This window comes from Candidatus Methylomirabilota bacterium, from assembly GCA_035936835.1.
Classification (GTDB): Bacteria; Methylomirabilota; Methylomirabilia; order Rokubacteriales; family CSP1-6; genus AR37.
Genome location: DASYVT010000182.1, coordinates 1 through 19,367 on the forward strand (window position 1 = coordinate 1; position 19,367 = coordinate 19,367).

The 19,367-nt window shown below is 66.6% G+C and carries 19 protein-coding genes; 8 read left to right on the forward strand and 11 right to left on the reverse strand.

Going from position 1 to position 19,367, the window contains the following annotated elements; translation table 11 throughout:
- The 3 genes from VGV06_16460 to VGV06_16470 form a co-directional block, all read right to left on the reverse strand.
- The coding region (locus VGV06_16460; GenBank protein ID HEV2056735.1) for a DEAD/DEAH box helicase at positions 1-1,027 on the reverse strand (1,027 nt) is incomplete at its 3' end.
- An 18-nt stretch (positions 1,028-1,045) separates the two neighbouring features.
- Positions 1,046-2,485, reverse strand: coding sequence for a 4-hydroxyphenylacetate 3-hydroxylase N-terminal domain-containing protein (locus tag VGV06_16465; GenBank protein ID HEV2056736.1), 1,440 nt, complete (start codon positions 2,483-2,485; stop codon positions 1,046-1,048).
- A 12-nt stretch (positions 2,486-2,497) separates the two neighbouring features.
- Complete coding sequence (locus VGV06_16470) at positions 2,498-3,289, reverse strand: SDR family oxidoreductase (GenBank protein HEV2056737.1); 792 nt, start codon at positions 3,287-3,289, stop codon at positions 2,498-2,500.
- A gap of 53 nt (positions 3,290-3,342) precedes the next feature.
- On the opposite strand from VGV06_16470, the gene VGV06_16475 reads away from it, so the two are divergent.
- Positions 3,343-3,576: a cupin domain-containing protein gene (locus VGV06_16475; GenBank protein ID HEV2056738.1), complete on the forward strand. Its 234-nt coding sequence runs from the start codon at positions 3,343-3,345 to the stop codon at positions 3,574-3,576.
- 79 nt (positions 3,577-3,655) lie between these two features.
- On the opposite strand, the gene VGV06_16480 is transcribed toward VGV06_16475, so the two are convergent.
- Positions 3,656-4,072 carry a nuclear transport factor 2 family protein gene (locus tag VGV06_16480; GenBank protein HEV2056739.1) on the reverse strand — a complete coding sequence of 139 codons (417 nt, stop codon included), beginning with the start codon at positions 4,070-4,072 and terminating at the stop codon, positions 3,656-3,658.
- 325 nt (positions 4,073-4,397) lie between these two features.
- Between VGV06_16480 and VGV06_16485 the strand changes: the two genes are divergently transcribed.
- The 5 genes from VGV06_16485 (at position 4,398) to VGV06_16505 (ending at position 9,517) form a co-directional block, all read left to right on the forward strand.
- Positions 4,398-5,606: an IS256 family transposase gene (locus tag VGV06_16485; GenBank protein HEV2056740.1), complete on the forward strand. Its 1,209-nt coding sequence runs from the start codon at positions 4,398-4,400 to the stop codon at positions 5,604-5,606.
- Between the two features lie 61 nt (positions 5,607-5,667).
- Positions 5,668-6,312, forward strand: coding sequence for a hypothetical protein (locus VGV06_16490; GenBank protein ID HEV2056741.1), 645 nt, complete (start codon positions 5,668-5,670; stop codon positions 6,310-6,312).
- Between the two features lie 592 nt (positions 6,313-6,904).
- Positions 6,905-7,936, forward strand: coding sequence for an ABC transporter substrate-binding protein (locus VGV06_16495; protein ID HEV2056742.1), 1,032 nt, complete (start codon positions 6,905-6,907; stop codon positions 7,934-7,936).
- Positions 7,937-7,938: 2 nt separating this feature from the next.
- Positions 7,939-8,733 (forward strand): ABC transporter permease, encoded by a 795-nt coding sequence (locus VGV06_16500; protein ID HEV2056743.1) that lies wholly within the window; start codon positions 7,939-7,941, stop codon positions 8,731-8,733.
- Entirely contained in the window at positions 8,726-9,517 is a 792-nt protein-coding gene (locus VGV06_16505; GenBank protein ID HEV2056744.1) for an ABC transporter ATP-binding protein, read from the forward strand. The genes VGV06_16500 and VGV06_16505 overlap by 8 nt, the downstream gene beginning before the upstream one ends.
- Before the next feature lie 325 nt (positions 9,518-9,842).
- Here the strand turns inward: VGV06_16505 and VGV06_16510 are convergent, their stop codons facing one another.
- From VGV06_16510 to VGV06_16535, 6 genes are all read right to left on the reverse strand, one after another.
- Entirely contained in the window at positions 9,843-10,397 is a 555-nt protein-coding gene (locus VGV06_16510) for a polymer-forming cytoskeletal protein (protein ID HEV2056745.1), read from the reverse strand.
- Between the two features lie 186 nt (positions 10,398-10,583).
- Positions 10,584-10,928, reverse strand: coding sequence for a Rieske 2Fe-2S domain-containing protein (locus VGV06_16515; GenBank protein ID HEV2056746.1), 345 nt, complete (start codon positions 10,926-10,928; stop codon positions 10,584-10,586).
- Between the two features lie 9 nt (positions 10,929-10,937).
- On the reverse strand, positions 10,938-11,879 hold the full coding sequence (locus VGV06_16520) for a catalase family peroxidase (GenBank protein HEV2056747.1): 942 nt from the start codon (positions 11,877-11,879) through the stop codon (positions 10,938-10,940).
- Positions 11,880-12,211: 332 nt separating this feature from the next.
- Positions 12,212-13,042, reverse strand: a complete 831-nt coding sequence (locus VGV06_16525) for a carbohydrate ABC transporter permease (GenBank protein HEV2056748.1) — start codon at positions 13,040-13,042, stop codon at positions 12,212-12,214.
- Positions 13,036-13,932 carry a sugar ABC transporter permease gene (locus VGV06_16530; GenBank protein HEV2056749.1) on the reverse strand — a complete coding sequence of 299 codons (897 nt, stop codon included), beginning with the start codon at positions 13,930-13,932 and terminating at the stop codon, positions 13,036-13,038. The genes VGV06_16525 and VGV06_16530 overlap by 7 nt, the downstream gene beginning before the upstream one ends.
- Before the next feature lie 10 nt (positions 13,933-13,942).
- Positions 13,943-15,262, reverse strand: a complete 1,320-nt coding sequence (locus VGV06_16535) for a sugar ABC transporter substrate-binding protein (GenBank protein HEV2056750.1) — start codon at positions 15,260-15,262, stop codon at positions 13,943-13,945.
- A gap of 192 nt (positions 15,263-15,454) precedes the next feature.
- Here VGV06_16535 and VGV06_16540 point away from each other — a divergent pair, with 192 nt between their 5' ends.
- Positions 15,455-17,104, forward strand: a complete 1,650-nt coding sequence (locus VGV06_16540) for an FAD-dependent oxidoreductase (protein ID HEV2056751.1) — start codon at positions 15,455-15,457, stop codon at positions 17,102-17,104.
- Between the two features lie 4 nt (positions 17,105-17,108).
- Here the strand turns inward: VGV06_16540 and VGV06_16545 are convergent, their stop codons facing one another.
- Complete coding sequence (locus VGV06_16545) at positions 17,109-18,521, reverse strand: amidase (GenBank protein ID HEV2056752.1); 1,413 nt, start codon at positions 18,519-18,521, stop codon at positions 17,109-17,111.
- Between the two features lie 239 nt (positions 18,522-18,760).
- On the opposite strand from VGV06_16545, the gene VGV06_16550 reads away from it, so the two are divergent.
- Positions 18,761-19,132: a VOC family protein gene (locus tag VGV06_16550; protein HEV2056753.1), complete on the forward strand. Its 372-nt coding sequence runs from the start codon at positions 18,761-18,763 to the stop codon at positions 19,130-19,132.
- Positions 19,133-19,367: the final 235 nt, after the last annotated feature.

Here is a 19,367-nt window from a genome sequence, read left to right on the forward strand (position 1 = left end):
AGGTGAGGTCCACCGCGCCCACGTCTATCCCAAGCTCGAGCGAAGCCGTCGCGACGACCACGGAGAGCTCGCCGGACTTGAGGCGCTGCTCGGCGGCGAAGCGCCGCTGGCGGCTCAGGCTGCTGTGATGCGCGGCGACGGCGTCCTGCCCCAGGCGTTCAGCAAGGTGCAGCGTCACGCGCTCGACGAGGCGCCGCGTGTTGACGAAGACCAAGGTGGATCGGTGCCCGCGGGCCAATTCGGCCACGCGGTCATAGATCTCGCCCCACTGCTCATGCGTGCAGACCGCGCCCAGCTCGTCCCGCAGCACTTCGACCGCAAGATCGAGATCACGGCGCTGGCCCGCGTCCACGAGGGCGGGCAGGGGGCGGTCCGAGCCGACGAGGAGTCGCGCGGCCGTCTCGATGGGCCTGATCGTGGCCGAGAGCCCGATGCGCTGGGGACGCGGGCCGCCGCCTGCGATGACCAGGTGCTCGAGGCGCTCGAGGGACAGCGCCAGGTGCGCGCCGCGCTTGTCTCCCGCTACGGCGTGGATCTCGTCCACGATCACGGTGCGCGCTCCCGCGAGCCCGCGGCGGCCGGATTCCGACGTCAGCAAGATGTAGAGGGACTCGGGCGTCGTCACGAGCACGTGGGGCGGGTGCTTGGCGCCCTGCCGTCGTTCCGCCGCCGAGGTGTCCCCGGTGCGGACGGCGGTGCGGATGGCCGGCGCGCTGACGCCCATCTCGGCCGCCACCGTCGCCAGCTCGCCCAGCGGTTCTTCCAGGTTGCGGCGGATGTCGTTGGACAGCGCCTTGAGGGGCGACACATACACGATCTCGGTCCGGTCTTCGAGCGCGCCGTCGGCGGACTTGCGCACGAGCGCGTCCAGGCAGTAGAGGAAGGCGGCCAGCGTCTTTCCCGAGCCCGTGGGAGCGGTCAAAAGCACGTCCTGCCCTTGGGCGATGGCGGGCCAGCCCAGCGCCTGGACCGGCGTGGGCTCGGCGAATCGCCGCCTGAACCAAGCGTCTACGAGTGGATGAAACATGCGCCCAGTATAGTCACACTACAGCTCTTCTATCAGGAAGCGGTCGATCAGGCGGCGCGCGCGGTCGGGAGAGGCGAACGTCTGCGCGCGGGTGAAGGCGCGGCCGCTCGAGGCCAGGTAGAAGCGCTCGTACTGCTCGCCGCGGCTGGCGAGCGCGCTGCCCGCGAAGTCCCACGCGAGCCGGAAGATGCGCGCCCGCTGCTCGGCCGTCGTGTCCTTCGCGCCGTGGAGGAAGCGGTCGATCAGCGGCCGCAGTGAGGGATCGGCGAGCTGGGCGGAGGTCGGCGCCGCCAGCAGGTTGTGCGAGCCGAGGAGGCGGATGATCTCGTTGACGCGCGGGAACCACAACGGCAGCAGCCCCCGAAGCGCGCGGAAGGGCCGGCCGTCCGGGAACCACACCCCGTTGCCCCATTCGTACGCGCCCTGCTCGGCTGCGTTCACGCCCGCGCGCGTCATCTCCGCATAGCTCCAGATCTCCCCGAGCATCTCGGCGCCGGTGCCCGCGACCGCGTTGATCGACTCGGCCATCCGCGTGGCGACGCCCCACGCGAACTCGAGCTTGGTCTGCGCCCGGATGGACGTCTGCTGCATGATGTTCGGCTGCCAGCCGGTCGTCATCACGGTGTTGTAGACGGGCAGGTTGGCGTCGATGAAGACACGGTCGCGCGGCACTTCGACGTCGTCGAAGATCACGAAGGCGTCCTGCTCGTCGAAGCGGCTCGAGAGCGGATGGTCGAACGCGTTGCCCGGCGCGCTGTAGCTGTCGCGGCACAGGAAGGTGAGCCCGGGCGTGGCCATGGGGATCGAGAACGCGAGCGCGTAGGCGTCGGTGCCGGCCACGAGCGGCGCGCCCGGGTACACGAACAGCTCGTCGGAGAAGGGCGCCAGCGTCGCGAGGACCCTGGCGCCGCGCACGACGAGACCATGCGCGGTATCGGCGACCTTGTGCAAGGCGACCTCGTCGCCGGGCGCGGGCACGTCGCCCCGCGCCTTGTCGATGGTGGGCTGGACGATCGTGTGGGTCAGCGAGAGATCGCGCCGGGCGATCTCCTTCTGGAAGGCGACCAGGTTGGCCGCACCCCGCTCGTTGCCGTTGGCCGACCACTCGTCGGCCCGGCCCGCGAAGCCCGCCACGGTGGCGTTGAGGTAGTCGGGCGTGCGGCCCATGATGCCGACACTGAACTCCGCGCTGCGCTCGAGGCAGGCGTGCCGCCGCTCGAGATCTTCGCGGGAGCGCGGGATGACGTGGCTGACGTTGATCAGCTCGCCCGTCTCCGGGTCGGGCATCAGGCAGACGTCGGCCGCCTTGTGCTGAAGGTCGAAGAGCGCGGCGACGGAGCGCGCGGCGCCCGCGAAGGCCGGGTGAGCGGCGACGTCCCGCACGCGCTCGCTCCCCACCCAGATCCGGCGGTCGTCCTTCAGGCCGTGGAGGAACTCCTTACCGGTCCGCGCGGGCATCGGGCACCGTCGCTACAGCACCGAGCGCACGAGGCCGCCGTCCACGAGGATGGTGGTGCCGGTGATGTAGCTGGACTTGCCGGAGGCCAGGAATGCCGCAAGGTACGCCAGCTCCCGGGGATCGCCGAGGCGCCCGACCGCGGTTTCGGCCGCCCGCTGGGCGAGCCCGTCCTGCAGGGAGATGCCCAGCTCCTTGGCCCGCGCCGTCACGTTGGACAGCATCCGGTCCGTCAGGATCGAGCCGGGGCATATGTTGTTGACGAGGATGCCGTCGCGCCCGACCTCGTCGGCCAGGCTCTTGGCGAACGCCACCACGCCCATGCGGGTGGCGCCGGAGAGCACGAGATTGGGGATGACCTGGTACACGGTGCTCGCCAGGATGTTGATGATGCGGCCGCCGCCCTGACGCTTCATGTGGGGAATTGCTTCGCGCGACATCCGGGCGAAGAAGAACAGGGACCGCTCCACGGCGGTCGCCCACTGCTCCTCCGTGGCGGTGAGAGCCTTCGCCAGCGGCGGACCGCCTGAATTAGTGACGAGGATGTCGAGGCGTCCGAACCGCTCGACGGTGGCGGCGATCAGGGCTCGAATGGTGTCGGGCTTGTCGAGATCACCGGCAAAGGCCAGGACGTCCGTCCCGCTCGCGTCACGAATGGCCTGCGCCGCGCCGTCGAGCTCGGCCCGGGTGCGGCTGCATACCGTCACCTTGACCCCTTCTTCCGCCAGCACTAGGGCACACGCCCATCCCAGGCCCTTGCTGGCGCCGCCGACGATGGCCACCTTGTCCTTCAGCTCCAGATCCATAGAACGCGCGGATCTCCTCTCTCACCGGGCAGGATAGTGGTCTGTCGGCGTCGATCTGTCAAGGCGAGCAGGGGTGCTCACCTGGGACGTGGGACATCACCTTCGGATGGGATGAGATGTCCTATCTGCTCGAAGGCGATGTTGTTATCGAGCAGGATGGCCAGCAGCCGATCACCGTTCGGCCGGGCGATTTTCTCAACTGTCCGAAGGGCACGAAGAGCCGTTGGATCATCAAGAAGACCTGCAAGAAGGTCTTCGTCCTTCGGAGTCCGGAGCCGATGGGCTAGTGCTCCCACCGATGCGGGCCGCGTCCTCAAAGGAAACCCTGAGAGGCGCGGCCCTTCGCTGTGTGAGCGGATCTCGTCCCTAGACCCAGCCCAGTTCCTTCATGGCCAATCCAGCATGCCAGATCTTCGTCATGTGCCGGATCTTCTCACCGTCAAACTCCATCACGTACACATAGTCTGTCTTCACACTCTTGCCAGTTGGTGGGCAGGGGCCACCTTGACCAGTATGAGTGCCAGAGAAGACGCCGTACGCACAGACGCTCTTCCGCTCATCGTCAGTGCCAAACGACTTTAGTTCATATCGTCCGTCAGGAATAAATGTCAGCAAACCCTTCATCCAGTCCGTGTACTGCTGCAGGTTCTTTACGCCAGCAAGCGGCTCGGCTTGCGCAGAAAAAGTAGCGTCCGTGTTGCAGTACGCTTTGCATCCTGCCCATCCTTTCCCCGTTTCGCAGGCCTCGAAGAATTTCTTGGCAATGCCTGTAATCGACGTCATGGCTCTCTCCAATTTGACAGTGGTTGGAACGTAACCGTCGGCGACTCTCGCAGAGTCACAACTCACCACTGAGCGTAGCAAACATAGAGGCCCCTTACCAGCCGCCGCCGTCCTCTCCGCGCGGCGCACACGAACCCCCTACGTGGCGCAGATGACCGGGCTGTCCGGGCCCATCTCCGGTCGGACACCTCGCGGGAGAAGCGTGCGCGGGCACGAGCGGTGGCGGCCCGAAGCGTGTGGAAAAAGAGAAGTGGCGCATTCTTCCGGTTGATGAAGTGAACGACCAACGCGCCGCCTGGCAGGGCGGCCACCGGAGGAACGCGCCATGGGCAAGGGTATCAGCAAGCCGATCGAAGCGCATGAGCTTGAACCCGTCTCGCTGAGCGAACTGATTCACCAGCACGTCCGCGTCGCGATCGAAACGGCCGTCCACGAGGAACTTCGGGCTGCGCTCGCGACGGCCCCATACGAGCGCAGCGAGGCTCGGCGTGGCTACCGCAATGGCACCAAGGAACGCACGCTCACGGGACCGACCAGCCCGATCGCACTCACGCTACCGCGCGCCACGCTGTTCCAGCCGTCCGGCGCGAAGGAAGGGACGTCGGTGATCCTCCCGCGCTATCAGCGGCGGATGCCGGTGGTGAATGAAGCGGTGGTCGCCACCTATCTGGCTGGCGGGAATACCCGCCGGATTCGCGGTGCGCTCCAATCGCTGCTCAAGGCCGCGCCCCTCTCGAAGAGCGCGGTGTCGCGGGTCATCGCCACACTGAAAGAAGGACTGGAGACATGGCGCACTCGCTCGCTCGCCGACCTCGACGTGATCTATGTCTACCTCGACGGCTTCGGCCTACGGGTGCGCAGCGCCGGGAAAGTGGTCAGCGCGTCGGTGCTGGGCGTCGTCGGCGTCCTTCCCGACGGGCACAAACACCTGCTTGCCCTGGAGCTGTGCGGCGGCGAGTCGTTCACGGCGTGGAAACGTTGTTTCGACGATCTCGTCGCGCGCGGGTTGCGGGCGCCGATGCTAGCCATCATCGACGGTAATGCCGGGCTGCGGCGCGCCGTCGGCCTAGTGTGGCCGTGCGCCGCGGCGCAGCGCTACTGCGTACACAAGCTGCGGAACCTTGAGCGGAAAGCTCCCAAGCGCGCGCTCCCCGAGATCCGCGACGACTTCCACCGCATCGTGTACGCGGCCAGTGCCGATACCGCCCGCGGCGCTTTCGTTGCCTTCGAGCGCACGTGGTCCAAACGCTGCCCCCGTGTGGTGACGAGCCTGCGAGAAGGCGGCGATGAACTCCTAACGTTCTTCGCCTTCCCGAAAGCGCAGTGGAAAGCACTGCGCAGCACGAACGTCATCGAGCGACTTCACGGGGAATTCCGGCGCCGCGTGAAAACGCAAGGCTCGCTGCCGAGCGAAGACGCGGCTGTCGTCCTACTCTTCAGCCTCGTAGCGAGCGGGCAGATAAAGTTGCGCAGGATCGACGGCTGGCGCAAAATCGCTGCAGTGCTCAGCCAGCACACGCCGGTAGCAGCATGACCTGGGACCGGTGCTCGACACGGCCGGAGGTCGCGAATCTCCCCTGCATCAGGAGGTCATCATGCGAAGGATCGTCGCGTCGCTAAGCGCAGTGCTCATGCTCGCCGCCGTCACCGCGGTGGCGCAGGAAAAGATGAAGGATCCACCCAAGTCCGGCCACGAGGGCATGGCCAAGGCCGGCGGGGCCAAATCCGACGCCGCCGTCATCGCGAAGGCGACGAGTGCCGCGCCGCCGGACATCGGCCGCAACGCCGCGGTCATGGGCATGGGCGCCGACGGCAAGATGAAGGAGCTGCGCGCCGGCACCAATGGGTGGATGTGCATGCTCGATCTCGCCGGCGACTCGATGTGCCTCGACAAGGAGTGGCAGGCCTGGGGCGACGCCTGGATGAACAAAAAGGGCCCGCCGAAGCCGCAGACGGTCGGCGTGGCCTACATGCTCAAGGGCGACAAGGGCGCCAGTAACACCGATCCGTACGCGACGAAACCGACGGCTGACAACCAGTGGGTCGTGAGCGGACCGCACATCATGCTCCTTCCGACGGACGTCAGTCAGTTCGACGCGTTTCCGACGGATTGGACCAAGGGTGGTCCGTGGGTAATGTGGAAAGGAACGCCGTACGCCCACATCATGGTCCCGACGACGTCGATGGCGAAATCAGCGTCCAAGGCTCCGGCCGAGAAGAAGGCCGCCGACAAGAAATAGACCCGGCGAGGCAGGACGCGTGGCCGCGCTGCTCCTGGTGCTCGCGCCCAAGAGCGGCGGCCACGCGATCTTGATCCTAGAAAGCGAACGCGGGGAATAGCGGGTTCACGGAAGACTTGTAGGAGGGAGGACCGGAAGAGGGCCCGCTCAATTTCCACATCAAACGGGACGCTACCGCACGAGCACACCGCATTCGATCCCTCGCCCGCGAGCCCATAGGAAACATTGACGCCAGTTCGCATCACGCGGCCCCATGCAGCGGGCATCCAGGACCCCCTGAAAGACCCCGGTGCCGTCGAGCCGCCGGCCCCTGAGCCCTCCCTGGAGCCGAGACCGCCCGGCTCTGATCCGGATGAAACCGGTTGTGCCCCGTCGCGGGCTGGTCCCTGAGCCGCTTGCTCCGGTCGATCTCTATGCTCTTCATGACTCCTCCTGTCCCTTGACGTGAGAGGGGACGCACACTTTGGACTTGACGGGCCCCTTATCCGCGCTGTATCAGGGGCCATGGTCCCTGCATCGCCGCCCAGCGGCGGCGCCGGTGCGTTCCAACGAGATCGTGCCCCGTTCACCGACCTCTGAAGGGAGATCCCCGATGATCGCACGCCTCCGGATCGCGGTCCTGACATTGGCCCTCGTGGGGGCTCTGATCGGCACCCTAAGCGCGGCCTCATCCGTCGCGGCCCAGGACGCCCTCCGTGCGCCGCTGCCGACCCCGGTAAAAGCCAAGCTGGGCATGCTGAACGTGCCCGCGCTGTCGCCGCTCTGGCTCCTGCCCGAGTACGCGGCCAAGTACAACATCCAGATGGAGCCGGTCATGTTCCAGCGCTTCGCGGACGCGCGCACGGCGCTGGCCTCCGGCGACCTGGACATCACGGCCTTCGGCCCGCAGGACATCTCGCTCGGCCTGGGCCAGGGGATCAAGAGCATGGTGGGCGTGGCCGGCGTGGGCTATGGCAATGACTGCCTGGTCGTGCGCAAGGGCGACGACATCAAGGACTGGAAGAGCCTCGAGGGCAAAACCATCGGGGTGGGCGCCGGCTCCATCTCCTGGCTCAAGTTCGCGGCGTCCGTCCAGGAGAACGGGCTCGACTACGGCAAGCTCAAGATCATCAACATCATGGGCGGCGGCACCAACTACCTCAAGGCGCTCCAGGGCAAGGAGATCGACCTCGCGGTGGTGTGGCACCCCTTCTGCGCCCAGGGCATCGTGGACGGCTACGCCCAGTACCCGAGCATCGATCACAACCGGTCCAAGACGGTGGGCGGGCTGATCTCGATTCTGGCTGTGAACCGTGGCTTCATGGAGAAGAACCGGGACGCGGTGCAGCGGCTGGTGGTGGCCTACCTGGACGTGCTCAAGTTCGCCCAGGCCAACCCCCAGCGCTGGGCCAAGATCTACGCCGAGAAGGCCGGTCTGCCCGAACCGGTGGCCGCCGAGAGCATTCGGTACACGAAGCTGGACGCCACGCTGCCACTGGAGTCCATCAAGCGCCTGTCCAAGTTCCTGTCGGACAACGGCGTCATCGCCCGCGACGTCTCGGTTGAGCTCACCCCGGCCTACAACTACGACTTTCTGAGCCGGGCAACCGGCAAGACTCCGGCGGAGCTCGGGTTGAATCAGTAGCGGTGCTGCCGAAGCGCGGCCCCTGGTTCCTGCTGCTACCGCTGGCCCTGCTCGCGCTCTGGCACCTCGCCGTGCAGCAGCGCTGGGTGATCGAGGGGATCATCCCGGGGCCGACCCAGGTGGCCGAGTCGTGGTACCGCTGGATCTTCGGCGCGCCCACGCGATCGCTCTCGCCGTATTCGGGGACGTGGGTCGCCAATGTCCTGTACTCGTCCCGCCGGGTGCTCCAGGGATTCCTCTTCGCCGCGGCCGTGGGCATCCCCCTCGGCATCTTCGTCGGCTGGAATCGCCTGGTCGCCAGGCTCGTGGACCCCACCATCCAGATGCTCCGACCGGTGCCGATCACGGCGTGGCTGCCCTTTTCCATCGCCGTCTTCGGGATCTACGACGCCGGCGCCCTGTTCCTCATCGGGCTGGGCGCCTTCTATCCCATCGTGATCAACACCACGCACGGGGTGCGCGACACCAACCTGCTCCTGCTCCGCGCTGCGCGCATGCTCGGCGCCCGCGAGGGCACCGTGCTCTTCAAGGTGGTGCTGCCCTCTGCCTTGCCATCCATCTTCACGGGCCTCCGCCTCGGTGTCGGCATCGCCTGGACGGCCGTGATCGTGGCCGAAATGATCGCCGTCAAATCGGGGCTGGGCTACGTCCTGTGGGACGCCTATTACGTAGGGCGCATGGACATCTGCGTCGCCACCATGTTCTCGGTGGGGCTGCTGGGCTTCCTTTCGGACCAGGCGATCCTTCTCGCCTCGCGGCTCTTGCTGCGCTGGCGCACGCTCGAGGCTCATGCCTGACGCGGCCGTCGAGCTCCGCGGGGTCTCGAAGGTGTTCGTCGCCCGCGACCGCCGTGTGGTGGCGCTCCAGGACATCGACCTCAGCATCGCCCGCAACGAGTTTGCCGCCATCCTCGGTCCCTCCGGCTGCGGCAAGTCCACCCTCCTGAACATGGTGGCCGGCTTCGATCGCCCGTCCGGCGGACAGGTCCGCGTCAACGGCGCGCCCGTGGAGGTCCCGGACCCCAGCCGGGGCGTGGTCTTTCAGGAGGCGGCGCTCTTTCCCTGGTACACGGTGTGGGACAACGTGAGCTTCGGTCCCCGGACCATGGGCGTCCCCGCGGCTCAGTACCGTCCCAAGGTCGAGGCCTATCTGGACCAGGTCGGGCTACGCGGATTCGAGCGTCACTATCCGGCCGAGCTCTCGGGCGGGATGAAGCAGCGGGTGGGGATCGCGCGGGTGCTGGTCATGGAGCCCGAGGTGCTGCTGATGGACGAGCCCTTCGGGAGTCTGGACGCTCAGACCCGGCTGGTGATGCAGGAGCTGCTGCTCTCGGTGTGGGAGCGGCACCACCAGACCGTGCTCTTCATCACCCATGATATCGAAGAGGCGCTGCTCATCGCTGACAGCGTCTCCGTCATGACAGCGCGGCCCGGCCGCATCAAGAAGCGCATGGTGGTGAACCTGCCGCGGCCGCGCTCCGTGGACGTCACAACCTCTCCGGTCTTCAACGAGTTGAAGCGCGAGGTGCTCGCGCTGATCCGCGAGGAGAGCCTGCGGGCAGCCACCGAGGGCCTGGCCTGAGGCTGCAAGGGCACACATGCTGGCCGAGCTGCGGGAGCGCGACGCCACCGGCGAGATCGCCGCGATCTACGACGAGAGCGTAGGCAACATTAGCACCCTCCGGCAGCGGGCGCCCCCCTCGTGGCCCCCCTCCCCGAGACACAATCTCCCATACTCAGACACCGGCCGCCCCAGGAGCCGATGCCACGGCCGGCCGGGGCGGTTGCGCCGGAGGGCGGGCTTGGGGCGGATCGACGCGGAGCCGGCGCCGGCGCGGGGGCTCGCTCGGGCCATCGTCGGTTGAACCGAACGCCCCTTCAGCGGACCCCTGAGGCCGTAAACTTGATTACTTCAATACTTTACCAACAGTAGCGCCAGCGCCATAAGTAATCACACCTGTACCACTGTGAACCGAACCAATAATACGGCTATTTGCTCCAAGCACGATATTACCAGCTGCAGTCACATTACCTTTGACAACGCTATTAGCGCCACTTGTATAGGCAGCTTTGGCCGTCACACTACCATCGACAACCGCGCTATCTCCACTCGTAAAGCCAACACCAGCAGTAACGGAACCAGTCACATGACTGGTAGCGCCAAGCGTAACAGCCGCCTTAGCGGATACATCGCCTTTGATAGTAGTACTTGCGCCGCTCGTAAAGGCAGCACTAGAACAAATGGCATCGCTTGAGCCGCCAGCAACCAAAGTAGTAGTATCAGCACAAGCAGCAGCATTTACTGTTGATGTTCCAAACACCATAAAACTCACCAGAAGCAATGTCATAGAAATTCCTGCATGAATATTTTTCATTTGCTTTCTCCTCTGTTGCTTTAAAGGGTTTGGGTAGAAAATCCTACCACCAAGGAAGGAAAAGGGATCAGACTTTCCTTTTTCCAAGTTGCCAAAACCTCACTCCAAATCCACCATCCCCCATCAATCTTGGACGGGCGTAGGCCCCATTAACGGGGTCCTGGAGGAGGCCGGAGCGGTGAGCGTAGGCAACATTAGCACCCTCCGGCAGCGGGCGCCCCCCTCGTGGCCCCCATCCCCGTGACATAGTCTCCCATACTCAGACACCGGCCGCTACCACAGCCGCTTGTCGCCCACGCGAGCCCGACCTTCGCCTGTGATCACCTCGAAGCACGGCAAATCGTTCAGGGCCGGGGCGCCGGTTGCTTCGCCCGTGCGCAGATCGAAGCAGGCGTGATGCCACGGGCAGCGGATCGTGCCGTCGACGACGAGCCCCTCCGCCAGCGGCCCACCGTAGTGCGTGCACGAGGCGCCGACCGCGAACAGCTCGGCTCCGCGCTTCACGAGGACCACCGCCTCGCCGTGGGCGTGACCGAGCAGCGGAGCGCCATCCTGAACGCTCGCGATGGGGACGCCGGCAGAGAGATCCGGTCCGCTCGGCGCCGCCGGCTCGCTCATGTCGGTCCCTCACTCTCCCTTGCTGCGGCGCTCGTACGAGACGGAGTAGGCAGCCGACCGGGCCAGCAGAATCGGATCGGCCGAGAGCGCGATGCCGTCCGCAAGGTTGGTGGGGTCGAACACCAGCTGGCGCTCGTCGGCTGCGCCTGACGCAGAGATGCCGGCGATCTCCAGACGCCCCAGCTCGACCAGCGGTCGGTCCGCGGGCCACAAGGCCGTGACATCGTCCGTCGGATCGTTCGCCGCGGCTACCTGCAAGAGCAAGCGGAACACGACCGGGCCGTTCCGGAGCCGGCTGTCCAGCTCGTCGCGCAGGAAGTTCGGGCTTCGCTTGCCGGCTTCGTCGGGCGAGAGATAGGCTTCCCCCGCCACGGGCGTCCAGCGATAGCGCCCGAATCGGCTCGTGCCGTCCGCGGCCGTGAAGAGAAAGGCGTGCTCCGCATGGTAGCTGGCCTGGGCATAGCTGGCCGGCACCGGCTTCTTCATCAGGCGCTGGATGAAGGCGCCCGCCGTGGGGTGGCAGGTCACGAAGCGGGGCACCGCATCGGGCACGGGCTTGCCGGTTGCGGGATCCGGAAGCTGAGCGCGGAGGAAAGCGAGAAACTCCTCGGGAGTCCGCACGGGGAAGCCCTCGATGGAGTTGGCCAGGATGTCGGCGCTCTTGCCACCGGCCAGCTGGAACTTCACGGACATGGCCCGCACGCCGGCGAGGCCATCGTGCACATCCGGATTCCCGTTCGAATTGGAGAAGCGGATGACGGCCGGTACCGACTGGCCCTGGAGGTGAGGCGCCTTGCTCATGCGGCGGGCATCCGGCGTGGCGCGAAAGGTGCCCGAACAGACGATGCCCTTGGCGTGGGCCGGGCGGACGCCGGGATGCGGCCCGGCGAGCGCCCGCATGGCCTCGACGAGTTGAACATGGAGAGCTCCCGGGGCGGCGGAATCAGGCATTGTGGGCCTCCTTCCCGGCCAATGCCGGGAGAGCACGGTGCGAGTCCTCGGAGTCCTGCCTCCGGCGTCGACGCCGATCGGCGCCGAGCTGCCGCCTCATTGTCGCACTCGTGGGAAGGCGACTCGCCGGGACCGGCGGCACGAGTCCGCGCCAGCTCACACGATCTCGATCGTCACTCGCCCAGGTAGAGTTCGAGTCAACTAGGGCAGGTGCCGACCCGCGATCCCTGACGATCGACTTCCCTCGAGTCCCACCAACCGCCGCGAGGCCGGCCCTCGAGCAGCGGGGTCGCCGTGGGCGAGCCAGGGACATCCCGGCGCACCTGACGCGACTACTGTTTGACGGCGCCGAACGTGAGCCCGGAGACGATGTGCCGCTGAGCGAGGAGCGCGACGAGAAGCACGGGCAGCGTGATGAGAGTGGCGGCCGCGGCCAGGGTGCTCCAGTTGATCTCCTCGTAGGAGATCATGGTGTAGACAGCGATGGGCAACGTGCGCGTGGAGCGGCCGGCCAGGATCACCGAGAAGAGAAAGTTGTTCCAGGAGAACACGAAGGAAAGGATGGCGGTGGCCATCACGCCGGGCTTGACGAGGGGGAGGGCGATGCGCCAGAAGGCGCCGAAGTACGAGCAGCCGTCGATCAGAGCCGCGTCTTCCAGGTCGGCGGGGACGTCCTCGAAGAAGGAGATCATCACCCAGATGATGATGGGGAGGCCCACGATGAGATGCGTCAGGATCAGCGCACCGTAGGTGTCCACCATCCGGAGACGGCGAAAGAAGATGTACCAGGGAATCAGGTAGGCGATGCCGGGAATGATGCGCGCCACCAGGATGACCACGGCCAGCCGCTGCTGGCGCCAACGAGCTATCGAGTAGGCGGCGGGGAGCCCCACGGCCAGACCGAGCGCCGTGCAGCCCGCCGCCACCACCAGGCTGTTCCACGTGTAGAGGAAGAACGGATACTTGGTGAACACCTCGCGGTATCCGGCCGCGGTGACGCTGAAGCGCACAAAGGACGGCGGGTAGGCCATGGCCTCGACCTGTGGCTTGAGCGAGAGCGTGATCATCCAGTAGAAGACGAAGACCGTGGGCAGCATGAACAATCCGGCGAGACCGTAGAAGCCGGCCGTGGACAGCCAGGGATGCCGGCTTCCCCTCACCACGTCACGCTCCTCCGGACCTTGATCAGAATCAGCGAGGCGCCCATGACCACGGCGAAGAGCGCCACCGCCATGGACGAGGCGTAGCCCATGTTGAAATAGGAGAAGGCCTGGTTGAAGAGCAGGATGTTGATGGTCTCCGAGGCATTGGCGGGCCCACCCTGGGTCATGACGAAGATGATGTCGAAGGTCTTCAGCGCGTCGATGGCGCGGAAGAGGACGGCCACCACGAGCGCAGGTCTAAGCAGCGGGAGCGTGATGTGCCAGAAGGCCCGCAGCGTCGAGGCACCGTCGAGATGGGCGGCCTCGTACGGCTCACGGGGCAGGCTGGCCAGGCCGGCGAGCGCGATGAGCATGATGAGCGGCGTCCACTGCCACACGTCGACCAGGGCGAGCGCGTATAGCGCCGTCTGGCTCGAGTACGTCCAGCGCCACGGTGAGAGCCCCACGACGGAGAGCAGGTAATTCGCCACCCCGAGGCTCGGGTGGTACATCATCACGAACACGAGACCGATGGCCGTCGGCGTTGCCACCATGGGCAGGATGGCCAGGGTGCGCAGCAGTCCCCGCCCCCAGAACTCGCGGTTGAACAGCAGCGCCATCGCGAGGCCCAGGATGGTCTCGGCGCCGACGGCCACGATGGTGAAGTAGATGGTCCGCCCCACTGCCTCTCGGAAGCGCGCGTCAGCGATCGCGATCTTGCGATAGTTCGCAAGCCCGATGAAGTGCGGCGCGGTCAGGCTGGAGGCGAACCACTCCTGGAGGCTCATCCACCCCGTGTAGAAGATCGGGTAGACGATGATCACGGCCACGAGCAGCACGGCGGGGGCCGGAAAGAGCCACTGCGCGTGGCGATGCGCCCAGCGCCCGAGCCCGCGGGAGGAGATCCGCACCCTTCTCGCGCTATCTCTCCGTCCGGTTGAGCATGTCCTGGAAGTCCTTCTGGGCTTGCGCCAGGACCTGGGCGGGCGGCGCGCCCTCGATGGCCTTCTGAATGGCCACGCCGATGATGTCCCGATACTCGGTGACGCCGACGATCTCGGGCAATCCCTGCCGGCCGATCTTGAGCGAGGCCTGATAGGCCTGGTACCAGTCGGCGGGCATCTTGGGCTTGGCCTTGACCTCTGGGCTGTCCCAGGTCGAGGTCCGGCCCACGCCGACCCCGGCCATGAGTTCACGCACCGCGTTCGCCTTGTTGGTGGCCCACTGGCAGAAGAGGTAGGAGGCTTCCTTGTTCCGGCTCTGGGCATTGACGGCCATGCCCGTGATGTAGATCGGCGAGAAGTGCCCTCCGGGGCCGGCGGGTAGCACGGCGTATCCCACCTTGCCGACCACCTTGGACTTGGCGGCGTCCTCGAACTGGCTCGCGAAATTAACGCCGTCCATGTAGATGGCGACCTGTCCCTGCATGAAGGACGCCGAGCACTCGTACCAGTTGAAGTTGACCACGCCCGGCGGCCCGTACTGCCGGAGGAGCTTGCTGTAGAGATCGATGGCGGCCACCTGCTCCTTGCTGTCAAGGGCGGCTTTGCCGTCCTTCAGGTAGGTACCTCCCATGGGAAACAGAATGCTCGGGTACTGGGTCGCGTTGGCGTTCTTGAGCCCGCGAAGGACGATGCCGTAGGTGCTGGGAGGCGCGTGGAGCTTCTGCACGAGCGGCTCGAGGTCGCTGAGCGTCTTGGGTGGCGTGAGATTCTTGGGTTCGAAGAGGTCCTTACGGTAGAAGAAGACATTCGCGTCGATGAAGGCCGCGAGAGCGGAGATGCTCCCGTCGGGCTGGGTCACGCCGGCGCGGGCGCCAGGGGAGAAATCGTTCCAGTCGAAGTCGGGGCTGGTCAGGGTCGTGTCCTGGAGGAACTTGTTCAGCGGGTGGTACCAGCCCGCCTTCCAGAAGCGCTTCTTCTCGACATGGAGCGAGGTGAAGAAGGCATCGATCCCGCCCGAGTTCGCCGTCATCTCGACCGTCATCTTCTGACGGGCCTGGATCTCCGGCAGGGTCTCCCACTTGACCTTCATCCCCGAGAGCGACTCGAACTCGGGGATATTCTTCTCGAGCACATCGACGAAGGGGTGCTTGGTCAACATCAGGAAGAGATCCTTGCCCTGGAAGCGCTTCCAGTTGAAGCTCTGCGCCCTCGCCGGCGTGAAGACGGAGGGTCCTGCCGTGGCGCCGGCGGCAGCGGTGGCGAGAAAGGCGCGGCGGGTCAGTCGGCGAGCGGCCATTCTTGGCCTCCTCTCGTACGGTAGGCGGCATAGCCTCCGGCGGGCCACTGCCCAGCGCGGACGAACCGTGGCATCTCACGCCGATCCTGTCAGAGCGCGCGGGCCAAGTCAAACCGGAGCCTCGAGGCGGCGCGCCGCCCCGGCTCCGGATGGACCTCGCGACGCCTCGGTGAGATAGTGGGAGTTCAAACCATGGCCGAACAGACTCTTCAATCCGTCGCCTTCCCGACCCTCGACGAAGCCCAGGTCAGCGAGTTTGCCCGCTGCACCATGGCCACCTCCAAGCGGTTTCGGAACGGGGAGACACTCATCGGGATGGGCGATCGCGACTTCAAGTTCTTCATCGTCAAGTCCGGTGAGGTAGAGATCGTCGATCATACGGGTGACAAGCCGAAGACGGTCGTGGTCCATGGGAAGGGCCAGTTCACCGGTGACATCTCTCACCTCACCGGCCGCGCGTCGGTCATCAGCGCCGTGGCCAGAGGCGATTGCGAGGTGGACGAGGTCTCGGGAGATACGCTGAGAGGTGCGCTCAACCAGTGCCCGGTCCTGAGCGACATCGTCCTGCAGGCCTTCATCGCCCGGCGGCAGCTCCTGCGCGAATCGCCGGACTTCGTGGGGCTGCGGGTGATCGGCTCGCGCTACTCCACCGATACCTTCCGCGTTCGCGACTTCCTGGCCAAGAACCGCTCGATCTTCACCTGGGTGGACGTGGAGACCGACCCCGAAGTCGGCCGGCTGCTCAAGCACTTCGGGATGAGCGAAGCCGACACGCCGGTGGTCGCCCTCGGCGACTTACTGCTCCTGCGAAACCCTTCAAACCTGCAGCTGGCCGATGCCATCGGCCTCCATCAGCCGCTGGAGCGGACAGTCCATGACTTGGTCGTGGTGGGAGCCGGGCCGGCCGGGCTGGCCGCGGCGGTCTACGGGGCCTCTGAAGGATTGCAGACGGTCTTGCTGGAGTGCATCGCGCCCGGGGGGCAGGCGGGTAGCAGCATGCGTATCGAGAACTATCTGGGCTTCCCCACGGGTATAACGGGTGCCGACCTGGCGGAGCGCGCCATCCTGCAGGCCAACAAGTTCGGTGCTCGCCTGTCCGTCCCTTCTCGGGTCATGCGCCTGGGTTGGGACAAGGGCTACTCCGTCATGGAACTGGAGGACGGCGAGACCGTGGCCACGAAGTGCCTGCTGATCGCCACCGGAGCCGACTATCGCCGGCTGGACGTCGAAGGCTGCGAGCTATTCGAGGGAAAGGGCGTCTACTACGCGGCGACCGTCGCCGAGGGGAAGATGTGCCATGGAGCGCAGGTGGTGGTGGTGGGCGGCGGTAACTCCGCGGGCCAGGCCGCGGTCTTCCTTTCCCAGCATGCTAGCAAGGTCTTCCTCCTGATCCGCGGCGACGATCTGTACAAGAACATGTCCAGCTATCTAGTCCATCGGATCGAGCAGACGGGCAATATCGAGCTTCTCACGTGCACCAAGATCCGGCGGATGAGCGGCGATGGCCATCTCGCTTCTGTCGACATCGTCAACGAGAAAACCGGGCAAGCGCGCACGGTGGAAACGCCCGGGGTGTTCAGCTTCATCGGAGCGGTGCCGCGGACCGACTGGCTGCCGCCCGAGATCGAGAGGGACGCCGCGGGATTCATCCGGACCGGCGCAGCCCTGGCGCAGTCTCCCCACTGGACCAGCCGGCGGCACCCGTTCTTGCTGGAGACCAGCCGCCCCGGAGTGTTCGCCGCCGGCGATGTACGGTCAGGCTCGATCAAGCGCGTCGCCTCGGCCGTCGGCGAAGGCTCGATGGTGGTCCAGTTCGTCCACGAGTTTCTCAAGGAGATGTGAGGGCTCACGACTTCGCTGTCGAAGGCTCCGGGGGCCGGCGCTCCCGCCAGTCGGTGCCCTGCTCGTAGGCCCAGCCGATGCGCAGTGCCATCGCCTCCTCGCCCGCATGGCAGACGATCTGTAGCGATAGCGGAAGGCCGGCGGCGGTGAAGCCGTCCGGCACGGCGAGAGCGCAGAGACCGAGATAGTTGACGGCCCGGGTGAAGTGCGCGGCGGTGCCGGACTGGTCCGCCTGGTCGATCGGGATGGGCGGCGTCTGCGTCGTCGGCGTCAGCAGCGCGTCGACGTCGGCGAGCGCGGCAGCGACGACCCGCCGGCGCTCTTCCCGCTCCGCCAGTGCGAGCAAGTAGTCGCGCGCCGAGAGGCCTCGCCCGATCTGTATGCGCGGGCGAACGTGCGGGTCAATCGGCAAGCTCTCGTCGTCGACGAGATGCCCGACGAACCGATACCCCTCGGCGCCGATGATGCGCCCGGTGGCCGCGGCGTAGTCGCTGAACCGATGCGGTAGCGCGGGGCGGACGATCCGGGCGCCGAGCTTGCCGAGCGTCTCGACGGCAGCGTCGTAGGCGGCCAGCACGTCCTTGTCGACGCCCGCGCGCTCCGCGTCGGGCATCACGCCGAGCCTGAGACCGGCGACCCCGCGCCGGAGCGTAGGGAGCGGATCGACGGGCGCCCACGCGAGCGTCTGCGGATCGCGCGGATCGGGCCCGTTGAGCACGCGGAAGATCAGCGCGGCGTCCTCAACGGAACGCGCCAGCGGCCCGGGCGTGTCGAGCGTGGAGGAGAGCGGCAGGACGCCGTAGGTGCTGATGCGGCCCGCGCTTACCTTCAAGCCCACGATGCCGCACCAGGCGGCGGGCAGCCGCACGGAGCCCCCGGTGTCGGTGCCGATGGCCACGGGCGCGAGACCCGCCGCCACCGCCACGCCCGAGCCGCTCGACGAGCCGCCGGGCGTCCGGTGCACCGCGAGGTCCCACGGGTTCCTCGGCGTGCCGAGATGGGTATTGGTGCCCCAGCTCCCCATCGCGAACTCGACCGTGTGCGTCTTGCCGAGGACGATCATGCCGGCGGCAATGAGCCGCTCGGCGAGGGTGGCGGTGACCGGAGACACGCGCTCGGCCCACACCTTCGATCCGCCCGTGGTGACCCGCCCCTCGAGGTCGACGAGGTCCTTGAGCGCGATGGGGACGCCGTGGAGCGGCCCCACACGGTGGCCGGCGCGGATCGCCCGGTCGGCGCCCTCGGCGGCCAGGCGCGCATCGGCCTCGTAGACGGCGATGAACGCGTGCAGGACGGAGTCCCGGCGGCGAATCCGCTCGAGCAGCGCCTCGACGGCGTCGATGGGCGAGAGCGTGCGCGCGCCGAACGCGCGAGATAGCTCGGCAACGCTGGCCCACACGGGATCGATTCGGGTCATGTGTCGTCTCCTCGAAGCGCCGTGAGTACATCTCGGCTCGGGCCACCGAGTCAAGTGCGATTCGGAGGCGAAGGCAGAGCACTCCGGCCCATAGCGTTCACGACCGCGCTGGCGCTCGGGGTCGGATTCGTGGCAACATTCCGGCTGCTCGGCCAGAAGCCGCTGCCGGTGCTCAGGCGGGAATAGCCGGTGCCGGGGCGGGAACAGAGCTGCCGACGCCGGAACAGGAGGATGCGACGATGCTGACTCCCCGAGGACTCGATCACGTGGTCCTGCGCGTTCGCGACCAGGACGCCTCACGCCGCTTCTACACCGAGGTGCTCGGCTGCACGGTCGATCGCGTCAACGAGAAGCTGTCGCTGATCCACCTGAGATTCGGCGAGGCGTTCATCGACCTGGTACCGGCGGCGGCGGGCGAGCCGCGCGGCGGTGTCGACCACATCTGCCTGTCGATCAGCTGCGACGACCTCGCCAAGGTCGCCGCCGAGCTGCGCGGCAAGGGCGTGAAGCTCGAGAGCGAGGTGGTAAGCCGCTACGGCGCCTGGGGCCAGGGGCCATCCATCTACCTCCGCGACCCCGACGACTACATGCTGGAGCTGAAACCGCGATAGGGTCACGATGACCCGAGCCGGGATGGCCGCCTCGAGCTCTACCACGTGAAGGACACCGCGCGGCGGCCGGGAGCCCATAGGCAACATTAACGCTAGTTCGCATCACGCGGCCCCATGCAGCGGGCATCCAGGACCCCCTGAAAGACCCCAGCGTCGTCGAGCCGCCGGCCCCGGAGCCCTCCCTGGAGCCGAGACCGCCCAGCTCTGATCCGGCTCCTGCGGCGATTCTGCTCCC